12 protein-coding genes are annotated in these 16615 nt (G+C 73.9%); 1 reads left to right on the top strand and 11 read right to left on the bottom strand.

Annotated elements, in window-relative coordinates; genetic code table 11:
* Positions 1–12: 12 nt before the first annotated feature.
* From UK12_RS14020 to UK12_RS13990, 8 genes are all read right to left on the bottom strand, one after another.
* On the bottom strand, positions 13–1884 hold the full coding sequence (locus UK12_RS14020) for an ATP-binding cassette domain-containing protein (RefSeq protein WP_197084842.1): 1872 nt from the start codon (positions 1882–1884) through the stop codon (positions 13–15).
* Positions 1881–3692 carry an ABC transporter ATP-binding protein gene (locus UK12_RS14015; protein ID WP_063838260.1) on the bottom strand — a complete coding sequence of 604 codons (1812 nt, stop codon included), beginning with the start codon at positions 3690–3692 and terminating at the stop codon, positions 1881–1883. The genes UK12_RS14020 and UK12_RS14015 overlap by 4 nt, the downstream gene beginning before the upstream one ends.
* 229 nt (positions 3693–3921) lie before the next feature.
* A complete protein-coding gene (locus tag UK12_RS39695) occupies positions 3922–4044 on the bottom strand; it encodes a SapB/AmfS family lanthipeptide (protein WP_156178706.1) in 123 nt (40 codons plus the stop codon).
* A gap of 64 nt (positions 4045–4108) precedes the next feature.
* Positions 4109–6709, bottom strand: a complete 2601-nt coding sequence (lanKC, locus tag UK12_RS14010) for a class III lanthionine synthetase LanKC (protein ID WP_052681873.1) — start codon at positions 6707–6709, stop codon at positions 4109–4111.
* Positions 6710–7421: 712 nt separating this feature from the next.
* Positions 7422–7973, bottom strand: coding sequence for a SigE family RNA polymerase sigma factor (locus tag UK12_RS14005; protein ID WP_063838259.1), 552 nt, complete (start codon positions 7971–7973; stop codon positions 7422–7424).
* A 164-nt stretch (positions 7974–8137) separates the two neighbouring features.
* A complete protein-coding gene (locus tag UK12_RS14000; RefSeq protein WP_045303258.1) occupies positions 8138–9022 on the bottom strand; it encodes a hypothetical protein in 885 nt (294 codons plus the stop codon).
* A gap of 293 nt (positions 9023–9315) precedes the next feature.
* Entirely contained in the window at positions 9316–9618 is a 303-nt protein-coding gene (locus UK12_RS13995) for a hypothetical protein (protein WP_045303257.1), read from the bottom strand.
* A 349-nt stretch (positions 9619–9967) separates the two neighbouring features.
* Entirely contained in the window at positions 9968–10753 is a 786-nt protein-coding gene (locus UK12_RS13990) for an HAD family acid phosphatase (protein ID WP_045303256.1), read from the bottom strand.
* A 414-nt stretch (positions 10754–11167) separates the two neighbouring features.
* On the opposite strand from UK12_RS13990, the gene UK12_RS13985 reads away from it, so the two are divergent.
* Positions 11168–12841 carry a phospholipase D-like domain-containing protein gene (locus UK12_RS13985; RefSeq protein WP_197084841.1) on the top strand — a complete coding sequence of 558 codons (1674 nt, stop codon included), beginning with the start codon at positions 11168–11170 and terminating at the stop codon, positions 12839–12841.
* 34 nt (positions 12842–12875) lie between these two features.
* On the opposite strand, the gene UK12_RS13980 is transcribed toward UK12_RS13985, so the two are convergent.
* The 3 genes from UK12_RS13980 to UK12_RS43275 all read right to left on the bottom strand — a co-directional run.
* Positions 12876–14354: a glutamate synthase subunit beta gene (locus tag UK12_RS13980; protein ID WP_045303255.1), complete on the bottom strand. Its 1479-nt coding sequence runs from the start codon at positions 14352–14354 to the stop codon at positions 12876–12878.
* Between the two features lie 200 nt (positions 14355–14554).
* Complete coding sequence (locus tag UK12_RS13975) at positions 14555–15940, bottom strand: amidase (RefSeq protein ID WP_045303254.1); 1386 nt, start codon at positions 15938–15940, stop codon at positions 14555–14557.
* A gap of 57 nt (positions 15941–15997) precedes the next feature.
* On the bottom strand, positions 15998–16615 hold a 618-nt coding region (locus tag UK12_RS43275), incomplete at its 5' end, for an LLM class flavin-dependent oxidoreductase (protein WP_231591197.1).

Below are 16615 nucleotides of genomic sequence, written 5' to 3'. Positions count from 1 at the left end.
CGGACGGCGGCATCAGCCCCCGCCGCGCCGGACCGGTGTCGCGGCCCCGGCCGGGGCCGCCGGACGGGGCCGGGCCTCCAGGGGAGTCGGTCGCCTCCGCGTTCGATCGGGCGGCGCACCGCGTCCCGCGCCGTTCTCCCAGTGGGCGACCAGCTCACGGTAGCCGGGCGCCGCTGCCAGCAGCTCCGCGTGGGTGCCCACCGCGGGTTCGCCGTCCAGCAGGACGATCCGGTCGGCGCGCAGGGCCGAGCTGATCCGGTGGGCGATCACCACCAGCGTGCCCGGACGCCTGCGGAACGCCGTCTCGACCACCGCCTCGGCCGCCGGATCGAGATGGGAGGCCGCCTCGTCCAGCAGGACCACCCGGGCCGGGGAGAGATAGGTGCGGACCAGTGCCACCAACTGCCGCTCGCCGGCGGACAGCTGCGCACCGCCGACCTGCGCGTCGAGCCCGCCGAGCCGCCGGACCACCGGCCCCAGGCCGAGCAGCCGGACGGCCTGGGCCAGCCGCTCACCGTCCGCCCCCGGCAGGGCCGGACCGAGCGGTGAGAGGTTCTCCCGCAGGGTGCCCGCGAAGACGTACGCCTCCTGCGGGACCAGCACCCGGAACGCGGCGAGCTCGGCTGCGGTCAGTCCGTCCACCGCGACGCCGCCGAGGCGGACGGTCCCGCCGGTGGGGGCGGTCAGCCCGGCCATCAGGTCGGCCACCGTGGACTTCCCGATACCGCTCGGGCCGACGATCGCCAGGTGCTCACCGTCCTCGATCCGCAGGCTGAACCGGTCGAGTATCGGATCGGCCTGCGGGTGGTGGGTGAAGCTCACCCGGTCCAGCTCGACCACGTGCCCGTGCGGCCACCGCCCGCCGGTGGGCGGCGGCATGCCGACCGGTACAGCACCTACCGCGCCCACCGCATGTACCGAAGGAACAACGGGAGGTACGGCGGTCTGCCGGGCCAGGCGGTCGAGTGCGACCGTCAGTCGCAGTCCGGAGGCGCCGACGCCCTGGACCAGGGTGCGCAGCGCCGGTTCCAGGCTCATCGTGACGTAGGCGAGGGCACCGACCACGGCACCGGCCGGCAGCCCGCCCCTGACCAGTCCCCCGGCGTCCAGCAGGATGAGCGCGGCGGGCAGGTGGGCTCCGGCGGCCACGGTGAGGCGGCGCAGCGCGCCGGTTCTGGCGAGCGCCTGCCGGGCCCGGGTCTGTGCGGTGATCACCTCGTCGAGCCGGGCGGTGGCTCTGCCGACCGCGCCGCAGGCGGTGATGTCACCGACCGCCGTGAAGGTCCGGGACGCCAGCTCGGCGAGCTCCTCCTCGGCCTCCAGCAGGGCGATCTGACGGATAGTCAGTCGAGGGAGCAGGAGCAGGAAGGCGAGCAGGGCCGCCCCGAGCGGCAGGGCGATGCGCGGTAGCAGGCCGGGGGCGAGCGAGGCCGCGCCCAGCAGGACGAAGACGACGGTCACGGCGAAGTGGCGAACGATCAGCAGCTGGCCGGCCACGCAGTCGCGGACCGTCTCCACCTGGCGCGCCAGCCGGGACGAGGCGGCGCTGTCGCCTTCTCCGGCACCGGCGGTGGTGCGCAGGGTGGCGCCGACCACTCGGGTGGCCAGTGCGTCGCGCAGGGGCTCCACCACGTCCGCGACATGGGGGTAGACCCGGCGCTGGCCGAAGGCGCCGACCACGGAGACCGCGCCGAGCGCGAGCAGCCAGCCCACGCCCACCGCCGGGCGGGCGGCCAGGAAACCCTCGTCCAGCGCCTGGGCGACCAGTCGGCCGGAGAGTGCCGCCGGCAGGGCCTCCGCCAGGGTCCAGAACGCCATCATGGCCAACGGCCGCTTCCTGGCGGCCAGTTCGGACCGGAGCAGGGACCAGCCGGGCGCGCTCACGACGCCGCCGGGGCGGCGGACGCCGAGGCTGCGGCGGCCGGCGCTGTGGCCGCTGGGGCGGTGGCCGGGCCGGGGGCGGTGCTGCTCGGACGGTCCGGTTCATCGGGAGGGCCGCAGGAGTCGGCGAACAGGGCACGGTAGCCGGGGTCCTCCCGCAGGGTTCGGTGCGGCGCGAGGGCCCGCAGCCGTCCGGCGTCCAGCCAGGCGACCAGGTCGGCCTGGGCGGCGGTCGCGGCCCGGTGGGCCACCACCAGGCGGGTGCGGCCCGGCAGGGCCCGGCGGATGGCGGTGTCGATCCTGGCCTCGGTCGCCGTGTCGAGACTGGAGGTGGCGTCGTCGAGGATGATCAGCCGTCCGCCCCGGGCGATCGCGCGGGCCAGGCCGAGCCGCTGGATCTGGCCGCCGGAGAGCCGCAGTCCGCGCAGCGGGGTGTCGTACCCGTCGGGGAGCCGCCGGATGAACGCGTCCGCCTGTGCGTCGAGGGCGGCGGCCCTGACGTCCGGCGGCCCCGGGGCGGGCGGGTCGGTGTAGGCCAGGGCGTCGGCCAGGGTGTCGCCGAGCAGGGCGGGGCGCGGCGGGGCGTAGGTGACCGCGCGGCGCAGCCGGCCGGTCCGGATCTCGGTCAGTGGGACGCCGTCCAGCAGGACGCGTCCTTCGTCCGGGTCGATCAGGCGTCCGGCGAGGGCGGCGAGTGTGGACTTTCCCGAGCCGCTGGGACCGACCAGGGCGACGGTCGCCCCGGCTGGGACACGGCAGCTGACGCGGTCGAGCACGGTCGCGCCGTCGATCCGTACGGTGGCCTCGTCGAAGACCAACTCGCCTGGCCCATCGGGCAGTTCGCGGTTTCCGGGCGGCATCGCGGGGGTGTCCAGTATTTCGGCCAGCCGGGCGGCGCCGGCCCGGGCCCGGGCGAAGGCCAGCAGGGACTGCGCGCTGCCCAGGAAGCCCAGGGCCAGGGTGGTGTAGCCGACGGCTGCCAGCAGTTCGCCCGGCGTGACCCGGCCGGTGGCCGCCTCGGTCCCGGCGACGGCGAGGGTGCCGATCTGCAGGACGGGCAGCAGCAACGCCGTTCGCCACAGGACGGTGCGCTGGTCGGCCCAGAGGGCGCGGCCGGCCCGGTCGAGGTCGGGCAGCGGGCGCAGGATCCTGGCGATCTCCCGGTCCGTCCCGGCGGCGGCCCTGATGGTGCGCAGCCCGGCGAGGGCGTCGAGCAGCCGGGTCAGCAGGTCGGCCTGGGCGAGCTGGTAGTCGGCGGCGGCCTGCGAGGCGCGGCGGACGAAGAGCCGGACGGCGATCAGGCCGACCGGTGCTCCGGCGAGCACGACGAGGGCGGGTGCCGGATCGATGAGGGCGAGGGCGACCAGCGCGGCCACCGAGGCGGCGGTCTGTACGGCGGCGTAGCCGAGGGCGGCCGCCGCGCCGCCGGCCTCCGGCGCGGCGGCGACCAGCCGGGCCACCAGGTCGCCCGTGCCGAACCTTCGGCTGCCGGGCAGGCCCAGCGCCAGGGCGTGCCGGACGAGGCGCCGGCTCAGCCCGGCGGTGTTCGCGGCGGCGGTCCAGGGCTCGGCCAGGTCGGAGCCGGTCTCGGCGGCGGTGAGGACGGCGAGGGTGAGCAGGAAGACCCAGGTCGCGTGGCCGGTGCGGCCGGCCAGGGCTTCGTCCACGGCGGCGGCGAGGGTGGCGGGCAGTGCGACGGTGGCCACCGTGCCGACCAGGATGGCCAGCAGCAGGAGCGAGGTCGCCAGGGCGCTGCCGCGCAGGGTGGCGCGCAGCAGGAGGTCGCCGGCGCGGCCGTTCTTGAGGGGCATCGGCGGTCGGCTCCGCTCTGTGGCACGGACGTGGATTTGAAGACGGGCCCCGGGCGGACGGCCGTGCACTTCAGGGGCGCGCGGGGAGCTGCGCGAGCGGGGAACGGCGCAAGCCGGCGACTGTGACCGGGTGGTTGAGGAGGGCGGGCCCTCGGTCGGCGCCGGACCCGGGCCACCGGCCAGGGGGTGGAAAGCCCCCTGGCCGGCGACGGGTGCTGATCGGCAGTTATCAGAGGCACAGGATGGTGCTGGCGGTGCTCACGGTGCAGCTGAGCACGCTCAGGGTGCTGGGTGCGGTCTCCTCGACGGGAGCCTCGGGTGCCTCCAGGGCCTGCAGGTCCAGAATCTCCATGGTTTCCTCCTGTGTGCGGACGGGATGTCTCCCGGCGGGGGTCGCCGGGGGTCTGTTGGGCCGGTCAGCGCGCGGACGCCGGACCGGGGCGCCCGATGGGCGCGGTCCACGGCAGGAACGGGGTTCCGGCCATGGTGGCGCCGAGGGCGAGCAGGACGCCGGCCGAGCCGGTGGCCAGGTCGGCCGAGAGCCTGAGCAGCTGCTCACCTGGGAAGGCGAGTTCGCCTCGGTAGGAGATCTGGTGCCAGCTCAGCAGCTTGCGGTGGCGGTCGGCGTGGGCGGCGCAGCGGGCGCGGTCGCCGGTGTTGCGGAGCAGTCCGAGGTGGCCGAGCAGGCCGGCCCGCCCGTTGAAGAGGCCGGGTTGGATGATGAACTCGGGCTCTGCGGCGCGGATCAGCGCGGGTGCGTGCCCGCGCAGCGCGGAGTCCGGGCGGTGGGTCAGCAATTGGTCCAGGACCAGGCCGATTCCGGCGCTGCCGCCCTCCAGGTAGGGCAGGACCCGCAGGCCGTCCCGCACCTGGACGGTTCCGTCGGCCGCGAGGACGCAGCGCTCCAGGTCATGGGTGAGGGTGGCCTCCGCCCGGTCCAGCAGCCGGACGTCGCCGGTGTGCTCGTACAGCCGCAGCAGGGCGAGGGCCGCTCCGGTGGGGCCGCTCAGCAGGCCGGGCGCGGCGGCGGCGATCCCGGGTACGGCACCGGTCAGGGTGTCGGCGGCGGCCTCGGCGAGGGCGATGGCCCGGTCGAGCAGTGCGGGGTCGACGGCGGCCTCGGCGAAGTGCAGCAGGGTGAGGGCGATGCCCGCCTGCCCCTGGCCGAGACCCGCCTGCCCCTGGACGGGGTCGGCGCCGGCCGGTCGGCCGGGCCCGCCGTTCAGCCGGTCCAGCAGGTCGAGGGCGGCGGCGCGGGCCCCGAGCAGGTCCAGGGTGTAGGCGACGCCGTGGCTTCCGGTGTACAGGCCGGGCCGTACGGGGCTTCGCCCGGCGGCCTCGGTGAGCCAGTCCAGGTGCTCCGGGTCGATCCGGCATCCGGTGGCGTCGAGGGCGTAGAGGACGCCGGCCGCGCCGTAGGCGAGTCCGAGCGAGTCGTGGGTGAACTGGGCGACGTCGCCGGGGAACAGCCGGTCGGCGCGGTCCGGGGTCGCGGTGGCGGCGATCCCGGCGGCCAGTGAGCCGCGGATGGCCTTCCAGTCGGGGACCTCCGCGGTGAGCAGCGCGGTGAGTTCGGCGCGGCGGTGGCCGATCTCCTCGTAGCCGGGCAGCGGTGGCTCCCGCCGGACGAGGTGGGTGCGGATCGGGGCGGTGTAGCCGTCCGGGAGGGGGAAGCGGCGTTCCACCGCGTCGATGAGTTCGTCGGTCTTGCCCGGGTCGAGTGCCAGCAGCTGCTGGAGCGGCAGCAGCAGCCACAGCCGCAGGGCCGCCAGGGCGTGGTGGTCCAGGTCGACTCCGGTGCGGCCGGCCGGGGCGGCGAATCCGGCGGCACCGAGCGCGGGACGGACGAACTCCTCGATCGGGCTGGCGAGTTCGAAGTCGATGAAGACGACGGAGCCGTCCGGGCGGAGCATCAGGTTGCGAGGGTGCAGGTCGCCGAAGACCACGCCCCGGGCGTGGATAGCGGCGAGCCCGCGTTCCACCTGGTCGAGGATGTCGAGGGCCCGGCGGACGTAGTCGGTGACGGCGGCCTCGTCCGGATCCGGGTGGACCAGGGGGTAGTTCTGCACCAGCCACTCGTTCAGGGTGGTGCCCTCGATGTACTCCTGGACCAGGAAGTGGTGTTCCCAGGAGGTCAGCCGGCCGTGCAGCGCGGGCACGGCGGGGATGCCGGCCAGCCGGGCGAGGATGTCGTACTCGTGCCCCAGCCGGGTGACTGCGTCGGCTCCCCGCTGGTCGAGACCGGCGTGCGGGCGGGCCTCCTTGAGGACGACCGCTGTCCCGTCCGAGCGGTCGTGGGCCAGGTAGATGCCGCCCGCGTTGGAGAAGTGCAGGGCCCGCTCGACCCGGTAGGGCAGGGCCGGACCGCCGCCGGCCCTGCGGGCTGCCAGGGCGGGCCCGAGGAAGTCGGGGACCGGCGCCCAGGACGGCACCTCGAAGACGGCGGCACGGACGTCGGGCACCAGCCGGCCCTCGGGATCGGCGAGCGCCGGGACCTGTTCCCCGGTGTCGGCGCGGCACCAGCGTTCGGTGAAGGCGCCGTACCTGAGGTAGAGCGGGCCGTCCTCCCAGCGCAGGTCGCTCAGGATGTACGGGCCCGGCTCCCCGGCCAGTTCGGCCCCGAGCTCGGTGAGGCAGCGCCGCAGCCCGTCCTCGCCCAGGGGGTACAGCGTGCAGAACTTCCCGCTGCCGCCCCGGTTGGCGTACTTGGAGTTCTGGACCTGGAGGATCGGCAGGCTGCGCAGGTACTTGAACGGCACGCCGACCCGCTGACAGTACGAGCGGACCGTGTCGAGCACCCGCTCGGCGTTGTCCAGGCAGGCGGAGACGTGGATCTTCCAGCCCTGGTCGGGCAGTGCGACCCCGGCCGGCTGGACCACGACCCAGATGTCCCGGTCCTGCCGGACCCAGCCGGGCGGCAGGGGCTCGGTCACGGCCGCGAACTCCTCATGGGCGGCCCACCGGACGGGCGAGTCGTAGAAGAGCGGGTCGGCGTAGGAATACGCCTCGTACCGCATGTCCACCACAGATCTCCTCGGTCGCGAGTCGCGCTCCGGTCGTCGCACGGCTCTCGGACCGGCTCGGGCCGGCGGCCACCGGAACCGGGCCGACTGCTGATCCGAGAGATGACGGGGCGTCAAAGACGATTCATGTGGCGTTACTTGGCGCAACGCCTCGTTCACGCAGCGGAGCCTAGAGTGGCCCGGCCCGGGCATGCCAGGCTTTCCGGGGCTTTGGCCGGATGCCGTCCGCTCCGGGGGCGCGGGGCGGCGCTGCGGCGGTCGGCGGATGCGCGCCGCACCCGCCCCGGCGTACGCGTGTCCGTACACGTGGGCTTGTGCCCGCCCTGCCAGGGACTGTTCGTACCTGGAATAGGTGTACGACCCGTTCGTTCACCCTCGTACACCGTTCCGGCCGGGTTCCCCGCAGGTCCCACCCGTCCCGTCGTCCCCCCGCGACACCCGGGCACACGGCCCGCGCCGACGCCCGGGTGGCTTGTTCCGCACCCTGACGGGGCGTCCGGAGGGGCAGCACGGCGCAGCCGCCCGCGACGCGCTCCAGCGGCCGGCGGGCAGAGCCACAGCGGGCGGCGGTGCGGCAGGCGGAGCCACAGCCGGCGGCGGTCCGGCGGGCAACGGGCAGCGAAACGGCCCGGGAGCCCTCGCACTCACGCGGCCGGGCATCCCGGTGGGGCGAGTGCGAGGGCTCCCGGGCCCGTGGACGAATCGCTCAGTGGGTCCCGGCCGCCGCCCGGAACCTCAGCCCGGCGTCGCGCCCGGCGTCGTCGAAGAACAGGCGGCGGTCGCCGCCGAGCTGCTCCCGCAGTACCGCCAGGGACCGCATGCTGCGCGACTTCACCATCGACGGGCTGAGCGAGAGGATCTCGGCGGTCGTCTCGACGCTGTGGTCCTCCCAGTAGCGCAGCAGGAGGATGGCGCGGTCGCGCGGGGCCAGCCGTCCCAGCGCGTCCAGCAGCGTCAGCCGCACGGCGGTGGGGTCGCTGTCGGCGGTCCGATCCGGCAGCTGCTCGACGGTGACCTCGCTGCTGCTGCGCAGGCGGCGGTGGTCCAGCAAGGTGTTCAGCAGCACCTTGCGGGCGTAGTGGAACGGGTCGTCGGGGCCCTTGCGGCCGATCCGGTTCCAGGCGACGTACATCTTGGTGAGCGTGCTCTGAGTGAGGTCCTGGGCGAGGTGCCAGTCACGGCACATCAGATAGGCGATCTGCCGCAGCCGCACGACGTTGGCCTCGGCGAAGGCTATGAACTCCTGCTCACCACGCATGAGCTTTCCCCCCGTTCCGACCGGCTCACCGGCCTGGAAACGATACTGGCGCCACGGCCCGTCGATGACACGGGGGGCCGTGGCGCTGCTGGTCGGTCACTGTGCGGCGGTCATTCGTGGGGACGGGATCCCGGTACCGGGTACCGCCCCCGGCCGCCGCAGGGTCAGAACAAGGCCGGCAGGTCCGGGAACCGGGCGGCACCGGCCAGGACCGTCGTGCGGTCCAGACGCGTGCTGACGGCCGGGTTCTCGGCGATCGCGATGGCCTGCTCCACCGTCAGGGCCTGCACACCGGGTCTGTTGCGGTCGTCCTGGTAGTTCAGGCAGCTGCCGAGGTCGATCTGCACCACCGTGCCGTCACCCCGGTCGGCCAGCAACCCCGTGCTCTGCACGCAGTTGCCCTCCATGTGGTAGACCTGCACGATCCGGCCGGCGGCGTCGGTCACGCACTTCGGCGTTCCCCCGTCGCAGACCATCCGCCCCGCGATGGGGTGCACGCTCAGCCTGATCATCCCGGTGCCGGCCGCCGTGGTCAGGTACGTCTGCACCAGCGGCTCGTCGCCCCCGTTCCCCGCGTAGTGGCTGGTCTGGCCGGGAGGCAGCAGGCTCAGCAGTTGCTGCAGCAGGCCGGGCGCCGTCGCCGGGACCTTCCCGTCATCCGGCGGAGTACCCGGGACACCGGTGCGCGAGGACGCCGGGTTGACGGTCGGTGACGCTCCGGACGTCGGCGGGAGAGCCGTGGACGGCGCAGCGGACGGTGCGGCTGCCGAGGCGGCACCGGAGGTCTGCGGGACGGCCGGGGCGCCGCTCCCCGCAGCCGCGTCGAGCCGGGCCGGCCCGCCACCGGCGGCCGGCCCCTTGTTGGTCACCACGCCCAGCAGGACCGCCACGACGGCGATCGCGGTGGCCGACCCCGCGACGGCGGTCCACATCCGCACCCTGCGAGTGCGCCGCCCGGCACGCGCGGCCTCCTCGATCATCCCGCCCAGGAGGGGCGGTGGCGGTTCGAGCGACAGTTCGTCGCTCAGGACCTCACGGAAATCGTCCATCTCACTCCCCACTCACAACCCGCCGCCCCTGCGGTTCAGCGGTCCGGCCGACCCGCTCGGCTACGGGCCCCGAACCCAAGGACGGGTCGGGCGGCCGATCCGGTCGCACCTGAACGGGAGAATTTTCGCCGTGCCCCGACCGGCGCCCCGGCGGCCGGGCCACGGAGGCGGTGCGTCAGGGAGTTGGTCCTGCATGCGGTGCGACGGCCCGGTCGGGGACGGCCCCGGTGACACGGCGGTCCGCAGGCTCCCTCCCCCCGGGGTCGACGGACCGGACCCGTACTGCGGGCCTGCTACGACCGGTCGTACCAGGTGTACACGGCGCGGCCGTTGGGCAGGGTGAAGACCTGGTCCCGGGCGACCACCCAGTTGTCGGTCCCCGTGCAGTCGGTGGTCGACCAGACGATCACGGCGGTGTCGAGCCGGTTCTCGACGGTCAGCGGTGCGCCGTCGTGGACGATGCAGCGGTGGCTCGGCGGGTTGTCGTAGGCATCGCCGTTGAGCAGCAGAAGTCCGGTCGCGGCACTGGCCGGTGGCGGAACTGCCCCTGCCAGCAGCCAGAGCAGGGCTGCGAGCACGGTGGCGGCACGGCGCATGGGTTGAACTCCCTCTGTGCGGGCACGCGTTACAAGGAGCGTGACGCGCACGAACTCCCCCTCACGATAGGAAGGCGCCGGTCACGCACCGATGACCCACGCGGGTGAGCAAGGGGCGCAAAGGAGCACGTCTCGCAGACCCCTCGCGGCACGCGCCGTCCCTCGACCACGACCGACCCGGCCGCACCTCACCGGGCCGCGGGCCACGGCCACAGCCACAGGCGCGGCCACCGTCACGGGCCACGGGGCCGAAGCCGGAGCCGGATGCCCGAAACCCCCTGCCCCGCCCGGAGCGGGCAGGAGCAGGGGGCCGTTTCGCACTGCCGCCGTTCACACGGCCGACGTCATGTCAGGGCAGGTAGTACATCGGGTTCGGGATCTTGAAGGTCTTCTCCGCGTGACCGCCCGACAGATCGCTGTACTGGTCGCCGAAGTTGGCGACGATCTGGTAGCCCAGGCTCTCGATGTGCGCCCGGGTACCCGACTTGTACTCGATCGTCGTGCAGGTCTTGCCGCAGGGCAGGTACGGCGGCGGGGTCACCGGGTTCTTCAGGTACAGGTGCTCCTGGTCGGCGGCCGGGAACCCGACGGCGGCGAGGTTGGCCGCCGTCGCCGAACGCTGGGTCTCGGGACGCCCGGTGACGAAGAAGACGGTGTAGCCGTGCTGCTTCGCCCAGGTCGCCAGCGTGTTCATCCCGAACACGGCCGGCATGGTCTTGGTGGCGATGTACTGCGCGTTGCTGGCCGGGTTGTAGACGAAGGTCGTCTCCAACTCGTAGTTGTACGTCGACAGTGAGGTGTCGTCGACGTCGAGCACGATCGCCTTCTTGGCGCCGCGGTCGTGCCGTATCTTGCTCTCCAGGTACTTCTGCGCCTTGTTCTCGATCGACTTGACCTGGGCGGCGTAGTTGCTGTCCGGCGAAGCCCAGTGCTCGCCCTTGGCGTCCACCGTGTCGCCGTAGTACGCCTTGATCTTGCTGACCTCGTCGGTCATGTTGGTGATCTGCCGGTCGCTCTTCGGCGCCGACGAGTCGGCGACCGCGAAGCCGCCACCGGCCACCGCCCCGCCCACGACCACGCCGACCGCGAGGATGGCGAGCTTCTGGGACCGGTTTCTGAGGGTGTTTCCGACCATCTGAGCACTGCTCCTTCTACCCCCGAGCGGGTGGGCGCGGTTCGCCCGTCGCCGCTCTTCCGGGCACGGTGCCCCAGACCGTACTGGCGGGTAACAGAGCCGGTCAAGGGCGCTCTATGCGCGTTGTCTACGCGCGGTGCCCGCCGACGGGGAGATGCGAAGGATCCCGCACGCCGGGAGGTGGAGCCGTGACTGCCGGGTGTGCGATCGGTGACACGGTGGCGGACCGCTCGGACCCCTGGGGGGCGCGCCGACCCCCGCCGGATGGCGGGCCACTCCGTCAACTACTCATGGCCATAGGCGGATTGGTGATCGGAGCGGCATGACATGAACCCGCCGCTCGGCGGGTTCTGACGAAATATCAGGTTACCGTACAGTAAATGCACAGTTAATCGCTTCCCAAAGGATCACATCTTGCTCCGCCATCAGCCCCGACGCCTTCGCCGACTCACCGGGACGGTCCTGGCCGGTGCCGCCATCTTCGGCGCGATACCCGCTGCCGCCGGCCCCGCCTTCGCGGACACCGCCCGGCCCGCGACCGGTGCGGCCGCCCGGTCGGCGACCGGATCGGCGACCCCGCACCTGGACTCCGTCGAGGAAGCGCTGCGCCAGGTCTCCCCCGGCCTTGAGGGTTCGGTCTGGCAGCGCACCAGCGGCAACGCCCTCGACGCCCCGGCCGGGGACCCGGGCGGCTGGCTGCTGCAGACCCCCGGCTGCTGGGGCGACGCCAACTGCACCGACCGGCCCGGGACTCGGGCGCTGCTGGCCAAGATGACCGAGAACATCGCCGGGGCGACCCGTACGGTCGACATCTCGACCCTCGCCCCGTTCCCGAACGGGGCGTTCGAGGACGCGATCGTCGCCGGTCTCAAGTCGGCGGCGGCCGCCGGGAACAAGCTCCAGGTGCGCATCCTGGTCGGGGCCGCGCCGCTGTACAACATCAACGTCCTGCCGACCTCCTACCGCGACGAGCTGGTGCGCAGGCTCGGCAGCGCCGCGCCGGACATCACGCTGACGGTGGCCTCGATGACCACCTCGAAGACCGCCTTCTCCTGGAACCACTCCAAGCTGCTGGTGGTCGACGGGCAGAGTGTGGTCACCGGCGGCATCAACGGCTGGAAGGACGACTACATCGACACCACCCATCCGGTGTCGGACGTCGACCTCGCGCTGACCGGTCCCGCCGCCGGCTCGGCCGGCCGCTACCTGGACACGCTGTGGACCTGGACCTGCCGGAACACCGGGGTCTTCTCGGCCGCCTGGTTCGCGTCCTCCAACGGCGCCGCCTGCATGCCGACCATGGAGCAGGACCGCAACCCCTCGGCCGCGCCCGCCACCGGCAGCACCCCGGTGATCGCCGTCGGCGGCCTGGGCGTCGGCATCCGCGACAAGGACCCGCTCTCCACCTACCGGCCCGCGCCGACGGCCGGCGGCGACACCGCCTGCGGCCCGGTCAACCTGCACGACAACACCAACGGCGACCGGGACTACGAGACCGTCAACCCGGAGGAGAACGCCCTGCGGGCCCTGATCGCCGGCGCCGACAGCCACATCGAGATCTCCCAGCAGGACGTGAACGGCACCTGCCCGCCGCTCCCCCGCTACGACGTCCGCCTCTACGACACCCTCGCCGCCAAGCTGGCCGCCGGGGTCAAGGTGCGCATCGTGGTCAGCGACCCGGCCAACCGGGGCGCGGTCGGCAGCGGCGGCTACTCGCAGATCAAGTCCCTGTCGGAGATCAGCGACACCCTGCTGGCCCGGCTCGGCAAGCTGAACGGCGGTTCGGCCCAGGCGGCGAAGTCCACCATGTGCCAGAACCTCCAGCTGGCCTCGTTCCGCGCCGCGCCCACCGCCACCTGGGCCGACGGCAAGCCCTTCGCCCTGCACCACAAGCTGGTCTCGGTCGACGGCGCCGCCTTCTACATCGGCTCCAAGAACCTCTACCCGGCCTGGCTGCAGGACTTCGGCTACATCGTCGAGGACCCGACCGCCGCCGCCCAGCTCGACGCCCGACTGCTGAGCCCCGAGTGGAAGTTCTCCCAGGACACCGCCACCGTGGACTACACCCGGGGCCTGTGCAAGGGCTGACCTCCCCGCCCGCTGCCCACCCCCGTGGGTTCGTTCACCGGACGGTGAGCGGGCGGTCGGTCGGGGCGACGGGCGCGGGCAGGGCGGTGGAGCCGGTCAGGTAGCGGTCGACGGCGGCGGCCACCGAACGGCCTTCGGCGATCGCCCAGACGATCAGGGACTGCCCGCGCCCGGCGTCGCCCGCGACGAACACGCCGTCCGTGCCGGTCGCGAAGGCGCCGTCGCGGGCGAAGTTCCCGGCGGGGTCCAGCCCCAGGCCGAGCTGGTCGACCAGGTCGGTGCCGTGCTCCGGGCCGGAGAAGCCGAGCGCCAGCAGCACCAGGTCGGCCGCGATCACCCGCTCGGTGCCCGGTCGGGGCCGCCGGTCGCCCGGTTCGGCCTCGGCCAGGCACACCGCCAGGACCTGCCCCTCGGCGCCGCCCTCGAACCGTACGGTGGTGGTGGCGAACTCGCGCGGGTCGCCGGGCTCGGCGGCCAGCTCCCGCGCCTCCTCGTGCGAGGTAGTGACCCGGTACACCTTCGGGTGCACCGGCCACGGCTGGCCCTCGGCACGCAGTTCGGGCGGACGCGGGTTGATGTCCAGCTGCCGTATCTCCGAGGCGTGTTGGCGCAGCGCCGTACCCACGCAGTCGGCTGCGGTGTCGCCGCCGCCGACGACGACCACCCGTCGGCCCTCGGCCGAGACCGCCGGTCCGCCGTCACCGGCCACCACCCGGTTGGCCTGCGGCAGGTACTCCATCGCCTGGTGGATACCGGCCAGTTCACGCCCTGGTACGGCGAGTTCGCGACTGGCGGTGGCACCGACGGCCAGCACGAGCGCGTCGTAGCGCGCCCGCAGCTCGTCGGCGCGCAGCTCGCGGCCGACCGCGACACCCGTACGGAACCTGGTGCCCTCGGTCCGCATCTGTTCGATCCGGCGGTCGAGGCGGTGCTTCTCCAGCCGGAAGTCCGGGATGCCGTAGCGGAGCAGTCCGCCGATCCGGTCGGCCCGCTCGTAGACGGTCGTGGTGTGCCCGGCGCGGGTCAGCTGCTGCGCGGCGGCCAGCCCGGCGGGACCCGAGCCGACGACCGCGACGGTACAACCCGAGAGCCGTTCCGGCGGCTGCGGCTGCTCGTAGCCGAACTCCCAGGCGTGGTCGGCGATTTCCAGCTCGACGTTCTTGATCGTGACGGCGTCGGAGTCGATGGCCAGCACACAGGCGCTCTCGCAGGGCGCCGGGCAGAGCCGTCCGGTGAACTCGGGGAAGTTGTTGGTCGCGTGCAGCCGGGCGCTCGCGGCCTGCCAGTCGTCGGCCGCGACCAGGGTGTTCCAGTCGGGGATCAGGTTCCCGAGCGGGCAGGCGCTGTGGCAGAACGGGATGCCGCAGTCCATGCAGCGGGCCGCCTGCCCGCCGATGATCGGCAGCAGCGCCCGCTCCCGGTAGACCTCCGCCCAGTCCTGGACGCGTTCGGGCACCGCCCGCCGCTCACGGTGTCGGCGGGGATTGTTCAGGAATGCCTTCGGATCGCCCATCGGTCGCCTCCACCGCCTGCGCGACGACACCGGACCGGCAAGGCCGCCCACCCCTCCCGCGGGCGCGGGGACGACATACGGCACCGTGTCGCCACGGTACGCCCACGCGGGTCGGACGGGAAGCCGTGACACCGGTGGGACTCCCGAGGTCCTGGCCGCCGCGGGGCCCGGCCGGCTCCGGCACCGTGCTCCTCGTGCGGCTAGCGCGCCGGATCCGGCGCCGTACGCGGCCAGGGGCGGCGCTCCTCCAGCTCCGCCGCCAGCGCGAGCAGGCGCTGCTCGCCCCCGGGCGGTGCCACCAGCTGCACCGAGAGCGGCAGGGCTGCGGCGAAGTCGGGGTGGTGCCCGGCGGGCAGCGCGAGCGCGGGCCAGCGGGCGAGGTTCCAGGGGTGGCTGAAGGGTGCGTACCGCATATTGGACAGGACGCTGCCGAGCCAGCCACGGGTGTGCCAGCGGTACGCGGGCGGCGCGGGCCGCGCGAGGGTGGGAGTGATCAGCACGTCGTACTGCGCGAAGAACCGGTCCAGCTGCGTCTGCCAGCTGCTGCGCTGGGCCTGGCGGACGAGTCCGGCCCGGGTGACCGCCCGGCCCAGGGCGGCATGGCGCCGGGTCCGGGGGTTGAGCAGCTGCGGGTGGAGTCCACGCGCGTCGTCGGCCGTCCCGGCCAGCCAGCGGCCGACGGACGCGGCCCCCAGCCACCACGGGTAGGGCACCTCGGCCCGGATGACCCGGTGCCCGGCCCCGGCGAGGTGCCGGCCGGTATCGCGGACGGCGGCGACCAGCTGCGGGTCGACCGGGATTCCGGCGGTGGGGCAGCGGACGGAGAGGGCGATCCGCAGCGGACCGTCCTCAGCGCGCGCGGCCGGGTCCGTGCCGGCAGCAGGTGCCGGCCCCCCGCCGGCGAGGACCGCCAGCAGCAGCCGGGCGTCGGCGGCGCAGGTGGCGATCGGCCCGTTCTCCGACATGCCGGACCAGCCGTCGTGGCCCAGGTCGGCCGGCACCAGGCCGTGGCCGGGCTTCAGGCCCAGCACCCCGCAGTTGGCGGAGGGGATGCGGATCGAGCCCATGCCGTCGTTGCCGACCGCGATCGGCACCATCGCGGCCGCCACCGCGGCGGCGCTGCCGCCGGAGGAGCCGCCGGAGCTCCGGGAGAGGTCCCACGGGCTGCGGGTGGTGCCGAACACGCTGTCGGTGGTGCCGAACACACAGAGTTCGGGAACCGCGGTGAGGCCGATGACCACGGCTCCGGCGGCCCGCAGGCGGCGGACGGTCTCGTGGTCGGCGGGCGCCGGTGTGTCGGGGGTCGCGGCCGAACCGTTCCGGGTCGCCTCACCCGCCACCGCCAGGTTGTCCTTGACGGCGACCGGGACACCCGCCAGCGGCAGCGACGCCAGGTCGTCCCGGTCGGCGAGCCGGTCGGCCGCGGCGAGCGCCTGCTCGGCGAGGACCTTGCGGAACGCCCCGATCCGAGGGTCCACCCGCTCGATCCGGGCCAGGTGCTCGGCCACCACCTGACGGGGCGTCACCTCACCGCGCTGCACCGCCCCGGCGATCTCCCCGGCAGTACGCCCGACCCAGTCCGCCACCAGCCGCTCCCCTGCTCCACCCCGTCCGCAGCGCCCGAAGGGGCGCCCGGAAGCAACCTACCGAGCGCCCCTGGGGCGGACAAGACCGGCTCCACGCCGGGGGCGCGGGCTCCGGCGCGCAGCGGCGTCGGCTGCCGACCCGGTGCTACCCGGCGCGCAGCGCCGCCAGCTGCTGCTCGAACGGGACCACCGGCTCCTGCGCCGGGCGGTCGGCGAACGGTCGGGCGAGCAGCGCCGAGGCCGACTCTCCTGCCGCGCGGGCGATCCTGGGTGCGAGCTCGTGCTCGGCGTCGCCCCAGTCCGCCGAGGCCGCGTACACGCCGGTGGGCAGTACGGTGGCGCGCAGGTAGGGCGGAACTCCCGTACCGCGTCCTGCGAGTTCCTGCGCATGAACACCTGGCCGCCGAGGCCGACGTACGCCTGCTCGGGGGTGCCGTGGCCGTAGTGGGCGTAGCGGGTGCGGTAGAGCTCGATGAGCTTCTGGAAGTGCTCCTTGGGCCAGAAGATGCTGTTGGCGAAGAAGCCGTCGCCGTAGTACGCGGCCTGTTCGGCGATCTCGGGCGAGCGGATGGAGCTGTGCCAGACGAACGGCGGGACGTCGTCCAGCGGGCGCGGGGTGGAGGTGAAGCCCTGCAGCGGGGTGCGGAAGCGGCCCTTCCAGTCGACCGTCTCCTG

Origin of the sequence: Saccharothrix sp. ST-888, assembly GCF_000955975.1 — a bacterium.
Taxonomy (GTDB): Bacteria; Actinomycetota; Actinomycetes; order Streptomycetales; family Streptomycetaceae; genus Kitasatospora.
This window is presented reverse-complemented; position numbering and strand designations above follow the sequence as displayed.

Excerpts from the sequence above, each read along its gene's own strand:
- UK12_RS14015 (WP_063838260.1), bottom strand. The coding sequence starts at position 3,692 with ATGCCCCTCAAGAACGGCCGCGCCGGCGACCTCCTGCTGCGCGCCACC.
- UK12_RS39695 (WP_156178706.1), bottom strand. The coding sequence starts at position 4,044 with ATGGAGATTCTGGACCTGCAGGCCCTGGAGGCACCCGAGGCTCCCGTC.
- lanKC (WP_052681873.1), bottom strand. The coding sequence starts at position 6,709 with ATGCGGTACGAGGCGTATTCCTACGCCGACCCGCTCTTCTACGACTCG.
- UK12_RS14005 (WP_063838259.1), bottom strand. The coding sequence starts at position 7,973 with ATGCGTGGTGAGCAGGAGTTCATAGCCTTCGCCGAGGCCAACGTCGTG.
- UK12_RS14000 (WP_045303258.1), bottom strand. The coding sequence starts at position 9,022 with ATGGACGATTTCCGTGAGGTCCTGAGCGACGAACTGTCGCTCGAACCG.
- UK12_RS13995 (WP_045303257.1), bottom strand. The coding sequence starts at position 9,618 with ATGCGCCGTGCCGCCACCGTGCTCGCAGCCCTGCTCTGGCTGCTGGCA.
- UK12_RS13990 (WP_045303256.1), bottom strand. The coding sequence starts at position 10,753 with ATGGTCGGAAACACCCTCAGAAACCGGTCCCAGAAGCTCGCCATCCTC.
- UK12_RS13980 (WP_045303255.1), bottom strand. The coding sequence starts at position 14,354 with ATGGGCGATCCGAAGGCATTCCTGAACAATCCCCGCCGACACCGTGAG.